This is a genomic window from Methanolacinia paynteri (assembly GCF_000784355.1).
Taxonomy (GTDB): domain Archaea; phylum Halobacteriota; class Methanomicrobia; order Methanomicrobiales; family Methanomicrobiaceae; genus Methanolacinia; species Methanolacinia paynteri.
Genome location: NZ_KN360928.1, coordinates 1 through 16,537 on the forward strand (window position 1 = coordinate 1; position 16,537 = coordinate 16,537).

The 16,537-nt window shown below is 44.1% G+C and carries 18 protein-coding genes; 11 read left to right on the top strand and 7 right to left on the bottom strand.

From position 1 onward, the window contains the following. A partial coding sequence (locus METPAY_RS03425) for a GNAT family N-acetyltransferase (protein WP_048149177.1) occupies window positions 1-330 on the top strand: 330 nt, incomplete at its 5' end. A 17-nt stretch (window positions 331-347) separates the two neighbouring features. Here the strand turns inward: METPAY_RS03425 and METPAY_RS03430 are convergent. The 4 genes from METPAY_RS03430 to METPAY_RS03445 form a co-directional block, all read right to left on the bottom strand. Then, window positions 348-1,988, bottom strand: coding sequence for an ATP-dependent nuclease (locus METPAY_RS03430; protein ID WP_048149179.1), 1,641 nt, complete (start codon window positions 1,986-1,988; stop codon window positions 348-350). Window positions 1,989-2,149: 161 nt separating this feature from the next. Further along, entirely contained in the window at window positions 2,150-3,157 is a 1,008-nt protein-coding gene (locus tag METPAY_RS03435; RefSeq protein ID WP_048149181.1) for an SIR2 family protein, read from the bottom strand. A gap of 567 nt (window positions 3,158-3,724) precedes the next feature. After that, complete coding sequence (locus METPAY_RS03440; protein WP_245611511.1) at window positions 3,725-5,059, bottom strand: hypothetical protein; 1,335 nt, start codon at window positions 5,057-5,059, stop codon at window positions 3,725-3,727. A gap of 28 nt (window positions 5,060-5,087) precedes the next feature. After that, window positions 5,088-6,413: a hypothetical protein gene (locus METPAY_RS03445; protein WP_245611512.1), complete on the bottom strand. Its 1,326-nt coding sequence runs from the start codon at window positions 6,411-6,413 to the stop codon at window positions 5,088-5,090. A 449-nt stretch (window positions 6,414-6,862) separates the two neighbouring features. Between METPAY_RS03445 and METPAY_RS03450 the strand changes: the two genes are divergently transcribed. From METPAY_RS03450 to METPAY_RS03485, 8 genes are all read left to right on the top strand, one after another. After that, window positions 6,863-7,642, top strand: coding sequence for a hypothetical protein (locus METPAY_RS03450; protein ID WP_245611513.1), 780 nt, complete (start codon window positions 6,863-6,865; stop codon window positions 7,640-7,642). Window positions 7,643-7,901: 259 nt separating this feature from the next. Further along, window positions 7,902-8,483 (top strand): hypothetical protein, encoded by a 582-nt coding sequence (locus METPAY_RS03455; protein WP_157198983.1) that lies wholly within the window; start codon window positions 7,902-7,904, stop codon window positions 8,481-8,483. Window positions 8,484-8,770: 287 nt separating this feature from the next. After that, window positions 8,771-9,475, top strand: a complete 705-nt coding sequence (locus METPAY_RS03460; RefSeq protein WP_048149186.1) for a hypothetical protein — start codon at window positions 8,771-8,773, stop codon at window positions 9,473-9,475. Window positions 9,476-9,485: 10 nt separating this feature from the next. Then, a complete protein-coding gene (locus METPAY_RS03465) occupies window positions 9,486-10,316 on the top strand; it encodes a winged helix-turn-helix transcriptional regulator (RefSeq protein WP_048149188.1) in 831 nt (276 codons plus the stop codon). 156 nt (window positions 10,317-10,472) lie between these two features. Then, entirely contained in the window at window positions 10,473-10,733 is a 261-nt protein-coding gene (locus METPAY_RS03470) for a hypothetical protein (protein ID WP_048149190.1), read from the top strand. Window positions 10,734-10,968: 235 nt separating this feature from the next. Then, window positions 10,969-11,853, top strand: coding sequence for a metal-dependent hydrolase (locus tag METPAY_RS03475; protein WP_048149192.1), 885 nt, complete (start codon window positions 10,969-10,971; stop codon window positions 11,851-11,853). A gap of 74 nt (window positions 11,854-11,927) precedes the next feature. Further along, entirely contained in the window at window positions 11,928-12,209 is a 282-nt protein-coding gene (locus METPAY_RS03480; protein ID WP_048149195.1) for a DUF7557 family protein, read from the top strand. Continuing rightward, window positions 12,209-12,481, top strand: a complete 273-nt coding sequence (locus METPAY_RS03485) for a type II toxin-antitoxin system RelE family toxin (protein ID WP_048149197.1) — start codon at window positions 12,209-12,211, stop codon at window positions 12,479-12,481. The genes METPAY_RS03480 and METPAY_RS03485 overlap by 1 nt, the downstream gene beginning before the upstream one ends. Before the next feature lie 30 nt (window positions 12,482-12,511). Here METPAY_RS03485 and METPAY_RS03490 read toward each other — a convergent pair whose 3' ends face one another. From METPAY_RS03490 to METPAY_RS03500, 3 genes are all read right to left on the bottom strand, one after another. Next, window positions 12,512-14,026 (bottom strand): serine hydrolase, encoded by a 1,515-nt coding sequence (locus METPAY_RS03490; RefSeq protein ID WP_084600673.1) that lies wholly within the window; start codon window positions 14,024-14,026, stop codon window positions 12,512-12,514. An 85-nt stretch (window positions 14,027-14,111) separates the two neighbouring features. Further along, the gene (locus METPAY_RS03495; protein WP_048149199.1) at window positions 14,112-14,321 is read right to left on the bottom strand and encodes a hypothetical protein; all 210 of its coding nucleotides are present in this window, start codon (window positions 14,319-14,321) and stop codon (window positions 14,112-14,114) included. Between the two features lie 6 nt (window positions 14,322-14,327). Next, window positions 14,328-14,762, bottom strand: a complete 435-nt coding sequence (locus METPAY_RS03500) for a PaaI family thioesterase (RefSeq protein WP_048149201.1) — start codon at window positions 14,760-14,762, stop codon at window positions 14,328-14,330. A 116-nt stretch (window positions 14,763-14,878) separates the two neighbouring features. Between METPAY_RS03500 and METPAY_RS03505 the strand changes: the two genes are divergently transcribed. Beyond that, entirely contained in the window at window positions 14,879-15,604 is a 726-nt protein-coding gene (locus METPAY_RS03505) for an epoxyqueuosine reductase (RefSeq protein WP_048149211.1), read from the top strand. Beyond that, window positions 15,591-16,244: a TetR/AcrR family transcriptional regulator gene (locus METPAY_RS03510; RefSeq protein ID WP_048149871.1), complete on the top strand. Its 654-nt coding sequence runs from the start codon at window positions 15,591-15,593 to the stop codon at window positions 16,242-16,244. The genes METPAY_RS03505 and METPAY_RS03510 overlap by 14 nt, the downstream gene beginning before the upstream one ends. Window positions 16,245-16,537: the final 293 nt, after the last annotated feature.

Consider the following 16,537-nt stretch of genomic DNA (forward strand, 5'->3'; position numbering starts at 1 on the left):
GCAGTCGAGATCGACGGAGAGGCCTGCGGAGGGATCGGAGTCCACCCCTTTTCGGACGTCTACAGGAAGACAGCAGAGATTGGTTACTGGCTGGCGGAGCCTTTCTGGGGAAGAGGAATCATGACGGGGGCGGTGAAGGCCGTCGTTCCGGTTGCGTTCGAACGGTTCGATATTGTCAGGCTCCAGGCGGGAGTTTACGAGGGAAATTTCGGGTCGATGAGGGTTTTGGAGAAGGCCGGGTTCGAGAGGGAGGCTGTTCATCGGAAGGCTATCTTCAAGAATGGATTACTGATGGATGAGGTCGTTTTTGTTTTGTTTTCAGATGAATAACAGAGGAATCAATACATTTATAAATTATCTAATATTTTTTCAATTTCTTTAGGAATTGCAATATTATTTTCAATCATTTTTTGTGCAATATATTTTCCCATTCTCGGCTTGCTATTGCCACAATTCAATTTTGAATCCTCCTTCAATTCATCAGGTAAAAGTCCTTCAAAATCATCTTCTAAAACAATTGCTCTACTATCCGGGAATTCTTTTTTTATCTTGTCAATGACATGTTGAGCATCACTATCAGCTAGCATGATATAGGGTATACTAAATGCCTCACAAAGTTTTGAAAATATTGGAAAATTATTGCAACCGTCTACATTTATCAGACTAACTCCATTATCATCAAGATTAAAGTTTAAGTCATCAGTAAAAATCGGTATTGCCCCTATTTCTGTCGCTCCTTCAACTAAGATAACCTTGCGGGCAAAAAATAGTTCTTTCGTGGTTGAATCCAGAAATTGTTCAAGTTTAATAAATTCCTTTTCTGAAAAATAATTATCTTGAGAACAATATTTAACTGTCTGTTGATTTTCTTGTGAAAGACGAATGACCCTAGATTTCTTATTAAAGTTTGTAAAATATGGACTATGTGTAATAATTAAAATCTGATTATCTTCATTCCTTTCAATAATATTATTTAAACGACGCTGGGCGTGTGGATGTAGATGTGTTTCAGGATGGTCAATTAAAAATATATGATCTTTGTAAGCCTCTAAATGTGCAATTAATAGAAGAGATTCTAAAACTCCTGCTCCGACATATGAAGTTGTAGATTTAAGGTCATCTTTGGTAAAAAGGAGCTCAATTTCATTCTTTTCAATATTTCGGAACACATCAAGTTTTAAATTAGGAAAAAGTTTTTCAAAATTTTTTTGGATTCTCAAATATTTTTCTTGTGTATCTCTCCCATTTTTTAGATTAAATAACATACTAGACAGTTCTTTTCCTGTAGTAGTAACTAAGAAATTTGATAACTTCTTATCAGGTTTTTCCCTATATTCATTAATGAATACAAATCGGTTTTTTAAAATATCAATCAAAATATTAGAAAGATCTGATCGTATTATATGAACGTGTATAGACTTCGTAGGTTTACCCTGTGAATACAAATCAAGATATTCTTCAATATAATCCGAGGGAGAGTTTTCATTTTTAGATAATACCGAAACAATGAATTCTTGAAAATTTACAGAATGATATAAAGGTGCTTTTAATCTGAGTGTATTTTCATTTACAATTTTTCCTAACCAACACTGTCCTTTATCTATTTTAAACAATCCAATTTTCAAATAAGATTCAATAACTCCTGTTTTATTAAATGCGCAATAAGTAATTTCGTTTGAAAAAATTGATTTATATTGATTAACGGTAATAGGAAGACCCATTGCTTCAATGAAATCAGAAATTATATCATTATCTAAAATGCAATCAAGTTGAATTTCGATTATTCTTTTTTTATCTTCAAAAAACCACTCCTCTGGATTCCACACTAAATTACGCGATTCTAAAATTTGATATATTGCCTTAAAAATCGATGATTTTCCAACATTGTTCTCCCCTAATAATGTAGTTAAATTTGTTGTAAATGATAATTCTAATCCATCTTCGCCTACAGAACGAAAATTTTTGATCCTCACATTTTTTAGATACATCAAGAGACCTTCAAATAATTAATCTAGCATTTTATATTATAACAGATTTTTTATTCAAGCATGTAAGTTTTTCACATAAAAAAACATTTCAGCAGTACTTAGTTTTCTTCTTTTTTTAGGAATTTAGAAAGAATAAACTAGAATTTTGATAGATCAGATACCTAAATTTCATCTGCCCAATTCCCAAAAGATGATTTTATCTGTCTCGCATACGGAGAGATATATTTTTTATATTCTTCTTCATGATCTGTACGCCGTATTGCAACAATATTTTTACAATTACTATGCCCAGGCCCTGCCCTCTTTAAAACCAACCTTGTAAGTCTATCGGCATTTGCGAGAGAATAACCGATTATATATAGTGATTTTGCATTATGAACTGAAGAAGAAAAACCTGTCCAAATTTTTTTCATGTCATGTTCCTCAATCTTTTTACTGGGTGTTGGAGAAATAATAACTGGATCCATCCCTTTACACCTTTCAATATCAGTAAAATTCAAAGTATTCGCAATTATTAACCCATTACCATAATCTATTATCTCTGCAGGCTGATGCTTCTTAAAACGATTTTTATAGAACCAATTTATTGAACCATGAGGTTTTAATATTGAGAGTACTTCAGGATTATTTGAAATCCCATATGTATAATCATAATTAAACTTGCTTAAAGCAGTCTCAAGTAGCAAATCATAATTAAAAGTGATGTAAATTGTATTAGATTCAAAATAATCAATCATTTTAGAAATTTTTGAAAGATCACTTCCCTCAATTTTCTTTTGAAAAGACCATAAATACTCACTAATTAATTTTTTTATCCCAAATTTGATTTCTTCAATCTTTCCAGATCTCCAATAATAACCTCTATTTTTTGAGAATCTGATATCAGCATACTGTTCAGCTACATCAACCATTCCTAGAAAATCTTCAATATCTGGATAATTAAGTCTCTCAGGACTAAAATCATTATAAAATGATGAGCAAAACCGATTCAAATCAATAATTCTTTGGGAATCTTGGTCACCGTGAATACAAATATCATTTAACAATTCATTTGCTAAAGGATAACCAAATTCCTTTGAAATACCAGCTCCAAGGACTACAATATTTGGCTTTTTAGAGCTTTTAATCCTAGTCTCAAGATTTGGGGTTTGTAAAGTTGGTGTTAGCATAATTTAAGTTTTAATAATATAAGAGAAAATAAACTTTTTTCACAGAAATACTTTGATAATATTCCTCCCCTTTCGTCCACTCAATTTAAAGTCCAACCAAACTAACGCCGCTCAGTATCACACCCATCCTTCGCAGTAAAAAAACTCTTTCCAAATTTTATTACAACCCGCAATGCTAAAAAAGTTTCAGAGATCCCATTCACGATCAAAAAATTCCAAAAAAAGTTTGCACATTTGCACCCGTTTGCACCCACTTGCAACAGACGGTTGCAACCCAGACAAACGTGATTGTCACTGCATTTCAGTTTTCATCGGCTTACAGAAATTTTCAAAACAGGTTTGCACAATTTGCCTTAGGGCACACACACAAAGAGAAAGATGCAAAGAATTCTTACTGTGGCACTGAATATTGGTGCAAATTAGAATTATAATAATAAAATGCTTTAGGATATGTACAATAATTAGAGAAATATCGTCTAATCCTGGTTTTTTTAATTTGTATAATCATGTGCAAATACGATGCAAACATGGTGCAAAGACGCAAACAAAAAAAACAGATCCCGCTCCTCACCCCCTCCTCCAAAAAGAAAAGGCAAAAAGAGCAAAGACGATCAACACCGCAAGGCCGGGAACGACGAAAAGAACGGGAGTCTCCCTCGTCTCCGAAGCGGAAGCAGCCGGTAAGTTATCGCCGCTTTCGTTTCCCTCCGCCGGATTAATAAACGGATTCAAATCCACAAACCAGATCTCGTACTCGCTCGGATCATATCCAGGGTAATCCTTCGGGTATGCCCTCACAAGAAGCTGGCCTTCGTCGAACTCGACGATATCACCGACCTCGAACTCGTCGTTTCCGGTGATCCGGATCTCTTTCTTTTCACCGTCCGGGATGTGATACAGGAAGATCTTTCCCTCGTTTTTATAGACAAGATAATCCCCGTCGACCGCATAGGCGTAAAGCCCGAAATCCATGTTCCCGTTTGCATCTATTGCAGTATTTTCAAGCGTGGTCAGATCGGTTGCATAAAGAATGCTCCCGAAATGATCGATGCCCCCTTCGGTGGTTTTTTTACCCTTCGTCCAGACGAAAAACCTGTCTGAAAAACAGTCCTGGTCGAGATTCACTCTTTCATTTGAGGAAATATCCGTTGTGCCAGGAACCTCGATCCGCCCGGCCTCTCCGCCTGAAAGGACCGGTTCAAGATCGAAGACAGCGATACCCTCGCTCCTTACGCGATCACCCGGTACCGGGGTGGGGATACTGATACCTTCGGAAAGAGTCGCAACCTTATACTCCCCGAATCCCATCGGATCGTCCATCTCTGTCCGGTTGTCGATCAGTACCAATTCCCCTGTGTCATGCGAATACATGTGTATACTCATAACTTCGGTAAACGGCTCGTCGTCAAAATCCGAGTAGTCCTTTGCGGCAACAAGATCATTGTCGGCCAGCAGTGCACCTGTGTAAAGACGTTCGGACACCTGTTCGTTACTTATTCCGTCAAAAGAGAACAAACCCCGGCTGGATGCCGACGTCCCTGTAGGAGTCGTAGTGTGTATTGCAAGAGAATAATAGACGACGCCATTGGAGAGATCAAGAGACCTGATATCCATCCAGAACGATATCCAGTTGTCCTTTTTTTCGGCAAGTTCCGTGGTATCAAAGGTCTTCGTCTCGCCCGTCCCGCTGTCCCAGATGTACACGAGCGGGTCACCGTTTTTGCTGTACGCAATCTCTCCGTTGCTGAGTCCGGCATGTGATGTTTTGTCATCTGACGGGATATAAGGAAAATGTACATCATCGTCTCCGTCAACATACGTGTAACCGGTTTCGATTACCGGAAATTCCCCCGCACATACAGGAATTGCAAGAAGAAAAAAGATGACTGCTATTGAGAGCATTGAGATTCTGAAAGTGCGGTGCCTCATTCTATCTTTTTCCCCGCAAACCTGCGAAAACGACAGCCGCTGTAAGCAATGAAAATACTGAAACGACGGGAGAGAGCGGAGCCTCAGTCTTCCCCGGTTCAGTACTACCAGTCGTGGCAATCCCGGTCTCACCCGCTTCATCCGGGTTAATAACCGGGTTCAGGTCGATAAACCAGATCTCGTACTCGTTCGGATCGTATCCCGGATAATCCTTCGGGTACGCCCTCACAAGAAGCTGGCCCTCATCGAACTCTATGATATCGCCGACTTCGAATTCGTCGTTTCCTGTGATTCGGATCTCTTTCTTCTCCCCGTCCGGGATATGATAGAGGAAGATCCGGTCATCTTTCCTGTAAATGAGATCGTCACCGTCGACGGCATATGAATAAAAACCGAACAGGTCAAAGTTATCCATCGGCTCATTTATCTCCTCAATCGGCTCTTCTATTCTGTCAATAACAATGTCTTCCAGGGTGTTCAGGTCGGTTGCATAAAGTATATTCCAGCCATCTTCACCTGAACCATTGGCATTGGCAGATACCTCTTTCGACCAGATTAGTATGTCACCTGAAAAGCAGTCCCGGCTGACTATCATGCTCCCTTCCCTATACGAATAACCGGTCGACGACGGAATTGTAACCGTCTCCACAGATCCTTCACTAAAATCCGGGGGAAGCCTGAAGACCGTCACCCCGTCTTCCGGGATTCTTACACCGGATTCGCTGGAAAGTACAATTATTGCCACCGCAGCATTACCGTCCCCTAACCCGATATGATCATTGGTTTCCCCACAATCATCTATGGTGATCATCTCCCCGGTATCGTGGGAATATATCCGCAACCGGTTCAGGTTTGTAAATTCTTCCCAATCATACCAGGAGAAATCCTCTATCAGAACAAGATCATTATCTGCGCACAGGTTGACCACAAGATGATCGAATATCTTCTCGTTGTTCTCCCCGTCAAAACTGAACAATCCTTCCGTAGAAGCACTTGTACCTGTGGGAGTCGTCCTATGCGTCGAAAGAGAGTAATAGACGACACCGTCGGAGATATCGAGACACTTAATCTCCATCCAGAACGAAAACCAGTCATCCTTTTTTACAGCAACCTCAGTGGTGTCGAAAGTCTTTGTCTCGCCCGTCCCGCTGTCCCAGATGTAAATGAGAGGATCTTTGTCTTTACTGTAAGCAACCATTCCTCCGCTCAAACCCATATGAGAAAATTTGTCAGTCGCAGGATAGGAGAAAACATCACACGTATCTCCGTCGACATACGTGTATCCTGTTTCAATTACCGGAAATTCCTCCGCGCCGGCGGGAATCACAATGAAAAAAAAGATTACTACTATTAAAAAAATAAATGCTCTGAGAGTGCGGCAACACCTGCTTACCGCATCCACATCATCGGAAATCTCAGACCAAATCATCTACTGAATAGATAATTTTTCTCATTATATAGCGTTTATTCCGAAAGTACCTACAAATAAAATTTTTTGTTAAAACAATGTAGATACTTTCGGAATAATATTTATTTTAAATTATATCTTACCGCGATCTTGTGAACCACATGTCCAACACTGCATCTGAAATAAAAATTTCAACAAATTGATACTTCCCAAACCTGATTTTCAGGAAAATAAGAAGATATACCGATCGCAGGTGTGATTCACACCAGGGCCGAAGATATGAATCAGAAAACAGGACTGCTAAAAATTGTTGGGAATAATTGATCAATATTACGGAATTCAGATCTATTCGGCAAAATCTAAAACAGATGATAAAAATGAATTCAAAAGCAATAAAATTTTCAATAGCTGCCTGCCTCATTCTTTTGATGGTTGCCGTATCAGGAGTTGCAAGTGCATACTCCATATCGGCACAAGCAGACGAAAAACAGCTTGAGATCATAAATGAGATCTACGGGCAGGATATGACACAGGGAGAATTCTGGGAAATGGTATTTCCAGAAGAATATGCATTAATGAAAAAGAATCTCTCAGATGAAGAGTTCAAGGAATTCTGCAGCACAGAGAAATATTGGGGAGATGACTACCAGGAGTTACCCTACGGAGCTAACGTATGGGACAAGAACGGCCCGGTCTCCCTTGCATCCCTCACGGAAGAACAAAAAAGCAGTTATGGCCTTGAAAACCTGAAAACAGATAATAGTGGATATATCATACAGGGATCAAATTCTGAAGCAAGTTATCTTGTAGACAAATTATACACACTACTGGACAGTAAGAGTGCGCTTGTATTATATGCCAATGACCTTGGGAGAAGCGGTTCCTCAATTACCTATAGTGGCACAGGGAGAGTTTCAGGAGGAACAGCTTCCACATCACTAACTGTAACTATTGAATTGTATGGAGATGACTCAAGAGTTGCATATGTTGTAAATTATGGAACTGGAAGTAGTACTGTTACTGTAGGTTCCGCCCATGCAAGTCCAAGAACAGGTGTAGTGTACCAATCTAAAGTTATCGGAACATCGACCAATCCCAGTCTCTCTGGTTACACCTGGTCGCCGGCAAGACAGTGGCCGTTTAGTTAAAGTACATTGATGAGAACCTGGCATGGTAGTTAAACTTTGACTGTACAACGCCTCGTTCAAACCAAATCCAAAAAAAAGGGGGTCTGAAAGACTCCCCTATTCTTCTGCTCCTCAATAAATATTTGTATAATCAGGGCGAAAACACCGTTCTGTGTAGATACTTTCGGAATAATGCATATTTAAGCTTTAATCCAATCATTGGCTGTAGATTGCCAGCATAGTCCATGCAGGCAACTGACATCCAGATAAAAAAAAGGAGATGATAGCCATGAAAATAAACGGACGGAAAATAACAGCAGCAGTATCTCTTCTGCTGCTAATCTGGGCGGTGTCTGGAGTGGCAGGTGCATATTCCATATCCGCACACGCAAATGAAAGCCAGCTTGAGATCATTAAGCAGATCTACGGACAGGAAATGACCGAAGGAGAATTCTGGGCGCTCGTATACCCCGAAGAGTACGCGATGCTGAAACAAAACCTGACCCTTGGAGAATTCGAAAACTTTTCGAACATGGAAAAATACTGGGGAGACGACTACCCCGAACTTCCGTACGGTGCTAACGTATGGGATGAAAACGGACCGGTGAACCTCAACGAGATAAGTCCGGAGGAGAAAGAGGAATTGGGACTGGATGGGGTAATCGTCGACGACAGCGGGTACATCATTCTCGGTTATGACAACGACATCGAGGGAGCAAAAGCTAGGCTTGAAAGTTACGGGGACGTAAGCGGGGAAAATTTCCTCTCGGCCATTGCAGCAGCAGGTTTGTACGGGAACTCACCGCTTAGTATCCCGGCGGGAATGATCGAAGCCCTCACAGGATTCTTCAGGATCGCCTGAGAGACAAAAGCGTTTATGAAACAAAGGTTTCATGGACTGTTTCATGTAAATCACAGCGTGATTTTCATGTAAAAATTCGCCTCTTTTTTCAAGAACTGCGGGAACAAAACGACCGAAATCACCGTGTAGACGGTTTCGGAATAATACCTATATATTACCCGCATAATACAATTCTTTCATTATACAGGATACAAGGATTGCCGGTGATCTACCATATCACACCGTTTCACCGGAAAAAAAATACCACAGGATTTAAGCAAAAATAAACTTCAAAGGGCGGGCAAGAGATGTTTGAAAGAAGAAAAACTGCAATAAAATGCCTTTTCATTGTTCTTGTCTCAGCCCTGCTCATATCACATGCAACAGTCGCGGAAAACCTGACAGGAGAAGAGAACGACATAATCGATCCTATAAACGAACTCTACGGGAAAAATATCACGAACGGCGAATATCTCGAAGCCGTAGACCCCGGATACCTCGAAGCCCTGAGAGGGGAGATGGGCGAAGATAAGTTCGAAGAATACTACAACATGCAAAAGTACTGGGGAGATGAACACCCGGAACTTTCTTACGGCGCAAACCTGTGGGACGAAAACGGACCGGTGAATCTCGGAGCATTGAATGAAACGGAGAAAAAGAAGTACGGACTTGAATCGGCGTTGATAGGGGGCGAAGGATACGTCGTCCTCGGGTACATGAAAAGGGAGATCGAAGAAGGCGAATCGATCCCGTTCTATAAACAAATGCCCGGAGGAGTTGAAAACTTCACCTGCGATCTCAACTGGATCAATCCCGAAAGCGAACTGAAACTGACAATATTTGCACCCGACGGAATGATGGGACCGTATTACGACGATTCCGACGGGCTCGCCAACGGCAGGATCTTCTTCAGGATTTCAAGACCGCAGGGAATAGAAAGCGGGGAGTGGTATGCGGTTATCGAGGCAGAAAAAACAGAAGAAGAGCAGCCGTTCATCTTCCTGATGTATTGAGGTGTGAGATATGAAAAACAGCCGGAATGAAAAAGTCGCTTTGTGGTTTTTCACGGGGGTATTACTTATAATATTCTCCGGCTTTACGACCGGAGTATCCGCGATTGAAACCGGCGGGTATGTCGTCGAACCGGCATACGGCATTTCACCTGATTATACCTCGATTTATTTTGGAGAACTCTCGGGGGATTACGACTTCCTTGAAGGACCCGGACCTGAGCAGATAGGATTTTGGGATCTTCCCCTGATGATCATTCTCATCCTTCTCGGAATAGGAATTGCCGCATTCATGATCCAACCCCTGAAACTGTTTTTATCAGGGAAGATTGCACTTATTCCCGGGCTGTCCAGGTTAAAAAAGACGAATCTCCTGGACAACGAATCACGGAGAAAGGTATACGAGACAATTCTTCAGAATCCCGGCATACAGCTTTGTGAAATTGAGAAAAAGACAGATCTTACCAACAAGAATGCCGAATACCACGTGAAGAAACTCCTGGGCCACAATATGATCGTATTCAGGCGGACTTCGAGAGGGAAAGGATATTTCAAAAATTCCGACTCCTATTCATCCGAAGAAAAACTGCTTTACATCCATTCCAAAAATCCGACGGAGAAAAGAATAATAGAAATAATCCATGAAAATCCCGGAATTACACGAAAGGAGCTCAGCGAAAGGATACACATCTCCGCACCTTCGATAAGCTGGTACATCGCGGGGCTTATCGGGGACAATATCATCAGGAAAGAAAAAAAGGGAAACAGGGTTCACTATTATGTCAGCGAATACCTCAAAAACGACCTATTCAACATAATCGGAGCGGAGACCACCGTTGCCTGAAAACTTATTACAGACAATAAAACTATAAAAATCCAATCGCAGGAAAAAACACATACCCCCTAAAACGGACATCTCTATAAATAATCCCGGATCAAACCGCAATGAAACATCTTCCAGGAAATCCTTCGGGAAGAAAATGAGCGGGATAATCAGAAAATGAAAATAGCTAAGAAAATCCAAATCGAACCGGGTCTCTCTTTTGTCGTAACAACGCCGGAAAAAAACTCAAACGACCTCTTCGAAAAAGATCATCTTTGCGGAGTTTGCAGCAGTTTGCAGCAGTTTGCGGAATCATGCTGCAAACAAAACAATCACATTACAAAGCCCGTTCCATTTTTCCGCAACAAAAAACGATTTGAGAATTATGTTTGCAGCAAAACGAAAAAAGCACACAGCATGAAAAAGAGGGATTGGTAAAAGAAGTGCTTTGTGTGTGCCTGAAATCTTCCGCAAACTACAATGATAATAATAAAATATTTAATTATATGTACAATAAATAAGAAATAAGCTCAATTTAATCTTTTTAACTTTGCAGCAACTTGCTGCAAATATGCTGCAAACTGCTGCAAAGTTGCAAACAAAATCAGTCAAAAGATCCGAATCGTTCAGGATCACCGCAATTTTTTATCACATCAGCCGGTGAAAGATCACTATGGATATCCTGACACATGCCCTCTCCGTGATCTTTCTCGGCGGAAACCTGGATATTTTCCTCGTCTGCTTCGGCGTTGTCGGGACGATCCTCCCCGACATGGATATCCTCATGCACCGCTTCTCCGGCAGAGATCCCCGCCTGTATATCTTTTCCCACGGCGGGATCACTCACAGCATTGCAGGATCGATCCTTATAGCCATCGTCGCTTTTTCGACAATATGCCTCATGCAACTCTCCGGAATATTGTCACTCCCCGCCGAACCAACATTCCGGATCCTCGGAGCCGGGATGATCGTCGGCGGAGCACTCCTGCACATAACTCTCGACTACCTTGCCTGTCCCGGCATACCTCTCTTCTTCCCGCTCTCGGACAAGAAATATACGCTCGGGATCTTTCCCGGCCCGAGCCTCTTCCTTACGGTTGTAAGCGTCGTATTTCTCGTCCTGCTCATTTTGGGATTTGCAGGAGCGGCGGATATATACATCTGGGGGATCGTCTTCTTAGGAATCATCGCCTTTTCGTTTATAAAAAAAGGTCTCATAGCCTGCAGGTTCAGGGGAAAAGAGAAGATTCCGACTTTTCACCCCCTGCACTGGATAATCGTATCGGAGAACGATCTCGAATACACAATCAGCCGCTATTCGGTCACCGGGGGAGTGTACTGGGAATCGACATACAAAAAACGGGACGGTGTCGGAGAAAAGGAGATCGAAGCCCTTGCAGGCGACCCGGAGATGAAGAGACTCCGTTATTCTTCGTACCTCGTCGTATTCGAACGCAAAGAGGGAAAGATCCGGGCATACGATCCCCTGAGAGTTTCGGGACTGATATTCTACCCGGCGGATTACCGCGAATATGTAACCGAACTGCCTGTACCATGAAACTTCCGTAATTTCGGATCAAAACAGGAGACACTATCCAAAATACTATAATGCATACCTGAGCATACATATGTATGCAGTCCACTTCAATCAGGATTCGATCCGACACCAGGGACAGTCTTTCACGGCTCAAAAAACACCCGAGGGAATCCTTCGATGATGTTATCAACCGGCTCATCGAATCGACGGTCGATGACGAACCCCTGAGCGAAGAGAGCCTTCAGGCGATCGAGAAATCGCTCAAAGAATATCGCGAGGGGATCTACTATACGCACGAAGAGATCCTCGCCGACCTTGGCGTTGCTGAAGAGAACGATAAAGAATATGCTCACAAAAAGAAAGAGAAGGATGCCTGATGGCATTCAGGCTGATATATTCCTCTTCCGCCCGGCATGCACTGAATAAGATTCCACGTGAGATCTCCCTGAAATTCATCTCCGAACTGGAAGATCTTGCTGGAGAAAAAGATCCCGCATCCTTCCTGAAAACTCTTCAAGGATTCGACAACCCTCCGCTCTACTCCCTTCGTATCGGGCGTTACAGGGCTGTTATGTCCGTTCTCGACGATGTGATGATCATACATGTAATCGAGATCGGGCACCGGAGCAGTGTATACAGGAAATTTTAGAGCACTCCTAACCGGTTATCCAAAAAAAGATCAGACGCGGGAAAAGATCCCGTCCGTCCAGCCATAATCAAAAATCGTGAAGTTCACGCAATCAATCGTTCCGCCGGACCCGGCAGTGAAATAAACGCCTGTTCCGCTTTCACTATCGACGAATATGTCACCGTCATAGTGGGAAAGAACGAGAGGCGTTGCCAGGTGCCCTACATATGCCAAAAGAGCTGTTTCATCTTCATCATCTTCCGTTATGGTGACTGTGCCCAGGTAGTCCTGGTAATATGAACCCGTGTAATCCGAAAGCGACCGGGAAGGCCCTGCATCCTCCGGTGCGGAAGGGAGTGCTTCCGATGAGCTGCCTGCCAGGATTCCTGCCTGCAAAAACGCCTTTAGTTCCGCATCCGTCTCGGAATACCAGTCTTTCTGGATATCTCCCTTGAAATACAGGTCGCTCCATCCGCTGCTTACCGCTTTTTTGAGGGAATAGCCGTCGGGGAACCCGTTCGTAAGGACTACAAGCCCCATATTTTCATCAGGCCAGAGTGTGACAATCGTCGAAACCCCGGTATCCAGGTCGCCTCCGTGTTCAACACGGATTCTGCCGTCTTCTGCATAAATCTCCCATCCGAGACCATATGCCGTGATGCCTGTGTTATCAGACTTCAATATATTCTGCGGCTTGTGCGTCTCGCGAAGGGCTTCGGCGTCGATCACCTGTTTCCCGTCGATACTTCCCTCGTTCAGCTGGAGCATTGCATACCTGATCATATCGTTGACGGTCGAACTCACCCCTCCTGCCGGGCTGTTTACATCATCGTTTAAAAGCGGACCGGGTGTTGCCGTTCCGTTTACCATAGGATAGGTGTCGACACGATCGGACGCATTCTCAAAATCGGAAAACCTTGCACTTGTATTTGCCATTCCTGCGGGAATGAATATCCGCTCTTTGATAAGCTCCTCCCATTCGGTGCCTGTCTTCTTTGCGGCCGTATCAGCCGCCGTCGTGATTCCGATGTTCGAATAGGCATAGGACGAGCGGAAATCTCCCGTAAGTCTGATGTACTGGAGTTTTTCTATTATCTCCGAGCGGTTGTAACCCAATGAAAACAGTTCATCGGCACCGTATTCCGGAAGTCCTGTCCTGTGCGAGAGAAGATCGCGTAAGGTCACGTGCCCGGAGATCCACTGATCGCCGCCGAGCTGAAAGTCCGGGTTTATATCCGAAACCCGGTCGTCCCACGAAAGTATACCGTCTCCGACCAGTGACGCTATCGTTGCGGATGTAAAACTCTTCGAGATCGATGCAAGCTGAAATACCGTATCGGGCGCAACAGGTTCGCCTGTTGTTATGTTTTTAACTCCGAAACAGCGGAGATAGATTACCTCGTCATCCCTGACAACCGCAACCGCCATCCCCGGAACTCCGCTTTTTTCAAAGACCTCATCGTTATAGGCATCGAACTGTGCGAGAACTGCCCCAAGATCATTCTCACCCGCACCGGCAGGACCCGGGATGAACACTACGAATAATAAAAATGCAGCAACCAGCATTACCAGACATTTAAAGCGAATAATACCAACTCCTAATTAAACAGGATGATCTTTCAACAAATCAATATTGTCATTTAAATTTCGCTTAGATCTCATATCCAAAGCTGATGAAGGATTTAATATCAAATAACCGGAAAAAAACAGTCATTTTTCTTGGAAGCCGACCGGCTGCCTGCCCCTGCTCCTCCAGCCACTCCAATGCATTACTCAGCTGGACGACTTCACACGCAACCGCACGGGCGAAGGTTTCCTCGTTTTGCTTAGGGAGAAATATATACGGAAATTCGGGATTCATCCAGGATTATGAAATCTTTTCAGGCCGGGGCGTTCTCCGGTAGACCATCCCCTGGAAGATCGCGATCTTCCTCTCTTCGTCGTCCGTAATCGTGACCGTATACGAGGCAAGCTTATGGTTGAGTGCGAACTCCTCCGCCTCCGCAATAAGAACGCCATCTCTTGCGGCTGTCATGTATGTAATATTGGCGTTGATCGCCGACGCATCGATCCCGTGTGAGTTCGATGCAAGGGCGAATGCCACATCCGCGAGAGTAAACAGCGCCCCGCCATGAACCGTCCCGTGGCTGTTCCTGTGTGAATCGCGGATCTTCATGGATACGGTCGCCTTTCCGGGCGAGACGGAAACGAGCTCCATTCCCATATCCCTCGCGAATAAATCGGCGGCGAAGAACTCCCTCGCTTTTCCCTCTACACTCTCTCCGGTACCCGGTGCTGACATATGAAAAGATTTCAGGCGGAGCATGAAAAAGGTATCCGGGCATATACGATTACAATACACAATTACAATAAAGAACAGCCGGGCTAAATACAATTTAGAGACAGGCTGAAAGAAAAATGAATACAGATATAATCAGGGAAAAGATCATGGATGCAGACGCAAATCTCGGAGCCGACCTCTGCGGGATAGCCCCGGTCGAAAGGTTCCGCGACGCACCGAAAGGCTTCCATCCCCGCGATATTTTCAGCAGGACAAAATCGGTCCTCGTCTATGCAAAGAGAATCCCGAAGACCATTCTCGAAGCGGAGAGCTGCATACCTTATACTACCGTAAACAACACCCTGACGCAGGAGACCGACAGGCTCGGGCTGAACCTCTCGCTCGCACTGGAGGATATGGGCATCGACAACGTCATGATCCCTTCCGACGACCCGTTCGACTCATGGGACGAGGGAAGATGCCACGGGATGGGTGTTCTTTCGCTCCGCCATGCCGGATATCTCGCAGGACTCGGGCGGATCGGGAAGAACAACCTGCTCATAAACGACAGATTCGGGAACATGATATACACCGGGGCCCTCCTGCTCGCAGAGGAGGTGACTCCCGATCCCGTCGCAACATACGATGCCTGCCCGGAAAAATGCAACCTCTGCCTGAGAAGCTGCCCGCTCTCGGCACTCGACGGAAAGACGGTGGATCAAAAGACATGCAGGCCGTTTTCGAACTCCAAAACCGAAAAGGGTTTTGTCCTCCAGAAGTGCTGGACCTGCAGGAAGGTCTGCCCGAATGCAACAGGGATCAGGAGAAAGAGCGGGAGGGACGAAAGGAATGCCTGTGACTAAAAAATCCCCTGCAGGAAAGACGGGAAGGCCGCCCAAAGTGCCGGGGGAAAAACCCACCCGCGATAAGATATTCGATGCCGCAGTCGATCTTTTTTCTGAAAAGGGTTACGACAGGACCACTGTAAGGGATATCGCAAGGGCGGCAGGAATTACCGAGAGTGCGGTCTACCGGCACTATACCGGCAAGGAATCCATCCTCGATGCAATCTTCGAGTACATGGAAGCCAGGGTCTACTCCCCCCTGCCGCCTCTCCCGGATTCAGGAAATGCAGAAAGCTCGATATTCCGCGATCTGCTCGAAGGCCTGCCCCGGTATATTATATCCGAACCCGTTCTTGTTAAGATCATACGAATCCTGTTCATGGAGATGCCCCACAACGGGAATATTCGCGATTATATGAAGAGAGAATATGTAGAAAGAGCCGACGACTACACGGAGGCACTTTTCCAAAAACAGATCGACGACAACAAAATCCGGTCCTGCGACCCGCGTGTGCTGGCAGAGGTATTCAACTCGTTCCGGTTCACATGGCTCTTCCGGAATTTTATTATCGATTACGGGAAGACCCCGGATGTCCGGGCGATGGAAGAGGAGCTCTGGCCGCATATCGAATTCTTCGAGAAACTTTTTGTTCCGTGATTATAGAGAAGCATCCCGGATTCGGCAGTGATTACCCGCACCCCTTAAAAGTAAACAAACGTTAACTTTTTGAGATCATGTGTGAGATAAGTAAATAATTGTTTACTTGTCCGGCATTTATGCCCGGAGGAAAAAATCATGAAGATCGTTGTAATCATGGGAAGCCCGCGGAAAGGAAACACGTATCGTGCGTGCGAAGAGTTCCGTGAACACCTGGAGAAGACCTGTCCCACGGAATTCGAATACACCTGGCTTAAGGACTCCCACATTGAGCCGTGTCGGGGATGTTTCGC

Coding starts and splice junctions, on each gene's coding strand:
- METPAY_RS03440 (WP_245611511.1), bottom strand. CDS start 5,059: ATGCTCTCAATAGCAGTCATCTTTTTTCTTCTTGCAATTCCTGTATGT.
- METPAY_RS03495 (WP_048149199.1), bottom strand. CDS start 14,321: ATGAATCCCGAATTTCCGTATATATTTCTCCCTAAGCAAAACGAGGAA.
- METPAY_RS03455 (WP_157198983.1), top strand. CDS start 7,902: ATGATAGCCATGAAAATAAACGGACGGAAAATAACAGCAGCAGTATCT.
- METPAY_RS03465 (WP_048149188.1), top strand. CDS start 9,486: ATGAAAAACAGCCGGAATGAAAAAGTCGCTTTGTGGTTTTTCACGGGG.
- METPAY_RS03480 (WP_048149195.1), top strand. CDS start 11,928: ATGCAGTCCACTTCAATCAGGATTCGATCCGACACCAGGGACAGTCTT.
- METPAY_RS03500 (WP_048149201.1), bottom strand. CDS start 14,762: ATGTCAGCACCGGGTACCGGAGAGAGTGTAGAGGGAAAAGCGAGGGAG.
- METPAY_RS03485 (WP_048149197.1), top strand. CDS start 12,209: ATGGCATTCAGGCTGATATATTCCTCTTCCGCCCGGCATGCACTGAAT.
- METPAY_RS03505 (WP_048149211.1), top strand. CDS start 14,879: ATGAATACAGATATAATCAGGGAAAAGATCATGGATGCAGACGCAAAT.
- METPAY_RS03450 (WP_245611513.1), top strand. CDS start 6,863: ATGATAAAAATGAATTCAAAAGCAATAAAATTTTCAATAGCTGCCTGC.
- METPAY_RS03475 (WP_048149192.1), top strand. CDS start 10,969: ATGGATATCCTGACACATGCCCTCTCCGTGATCTTTCTCGGCGGAAAC.
- METPAY_RS03435 (WP_048149181.1), bottom strand. CDS start 3,157: ATGCTAACACCAACTTTACAAACCCCAAATCTTGAGACTAGGATTAAA.
- METPAY_RS03510 (WP_048149871.1), top strand. CDS start 15,591: ATGCCTGTGACTAAAAAATCCCCTGCAGGAAAGACGGGAAGGCCGCCC.
- METPAY_RS03430 (WP_048149179.1), bottom strand. CDS start 1,988: ATGTATCTAAAAAATGTGAGGATCAAAAATTTTCGTTCTGTAGGCGAA.
- METPAY_RS03470 (WP_048149190.1), top strand. CDS start 10,473: ATGAAAATAGCTAAGAAAATCCAAATCGAACCGGGTCTCTCTTTTGTC.
- METPAY_RS03490 (WP_084600673.1), bottom strand. CDS start 14,026: ATGCTGGTTGCTGCATTTTTATTATTCGTAGTGTTCATCCCGGGTCCT.
- METPAY_RS03460 (WP_048149186.1), top strand. CDS start 8,771: ATGTTTGAAAGAAGAAAAACTGCAATAAAATGCCTTTTCATTGTTCTT.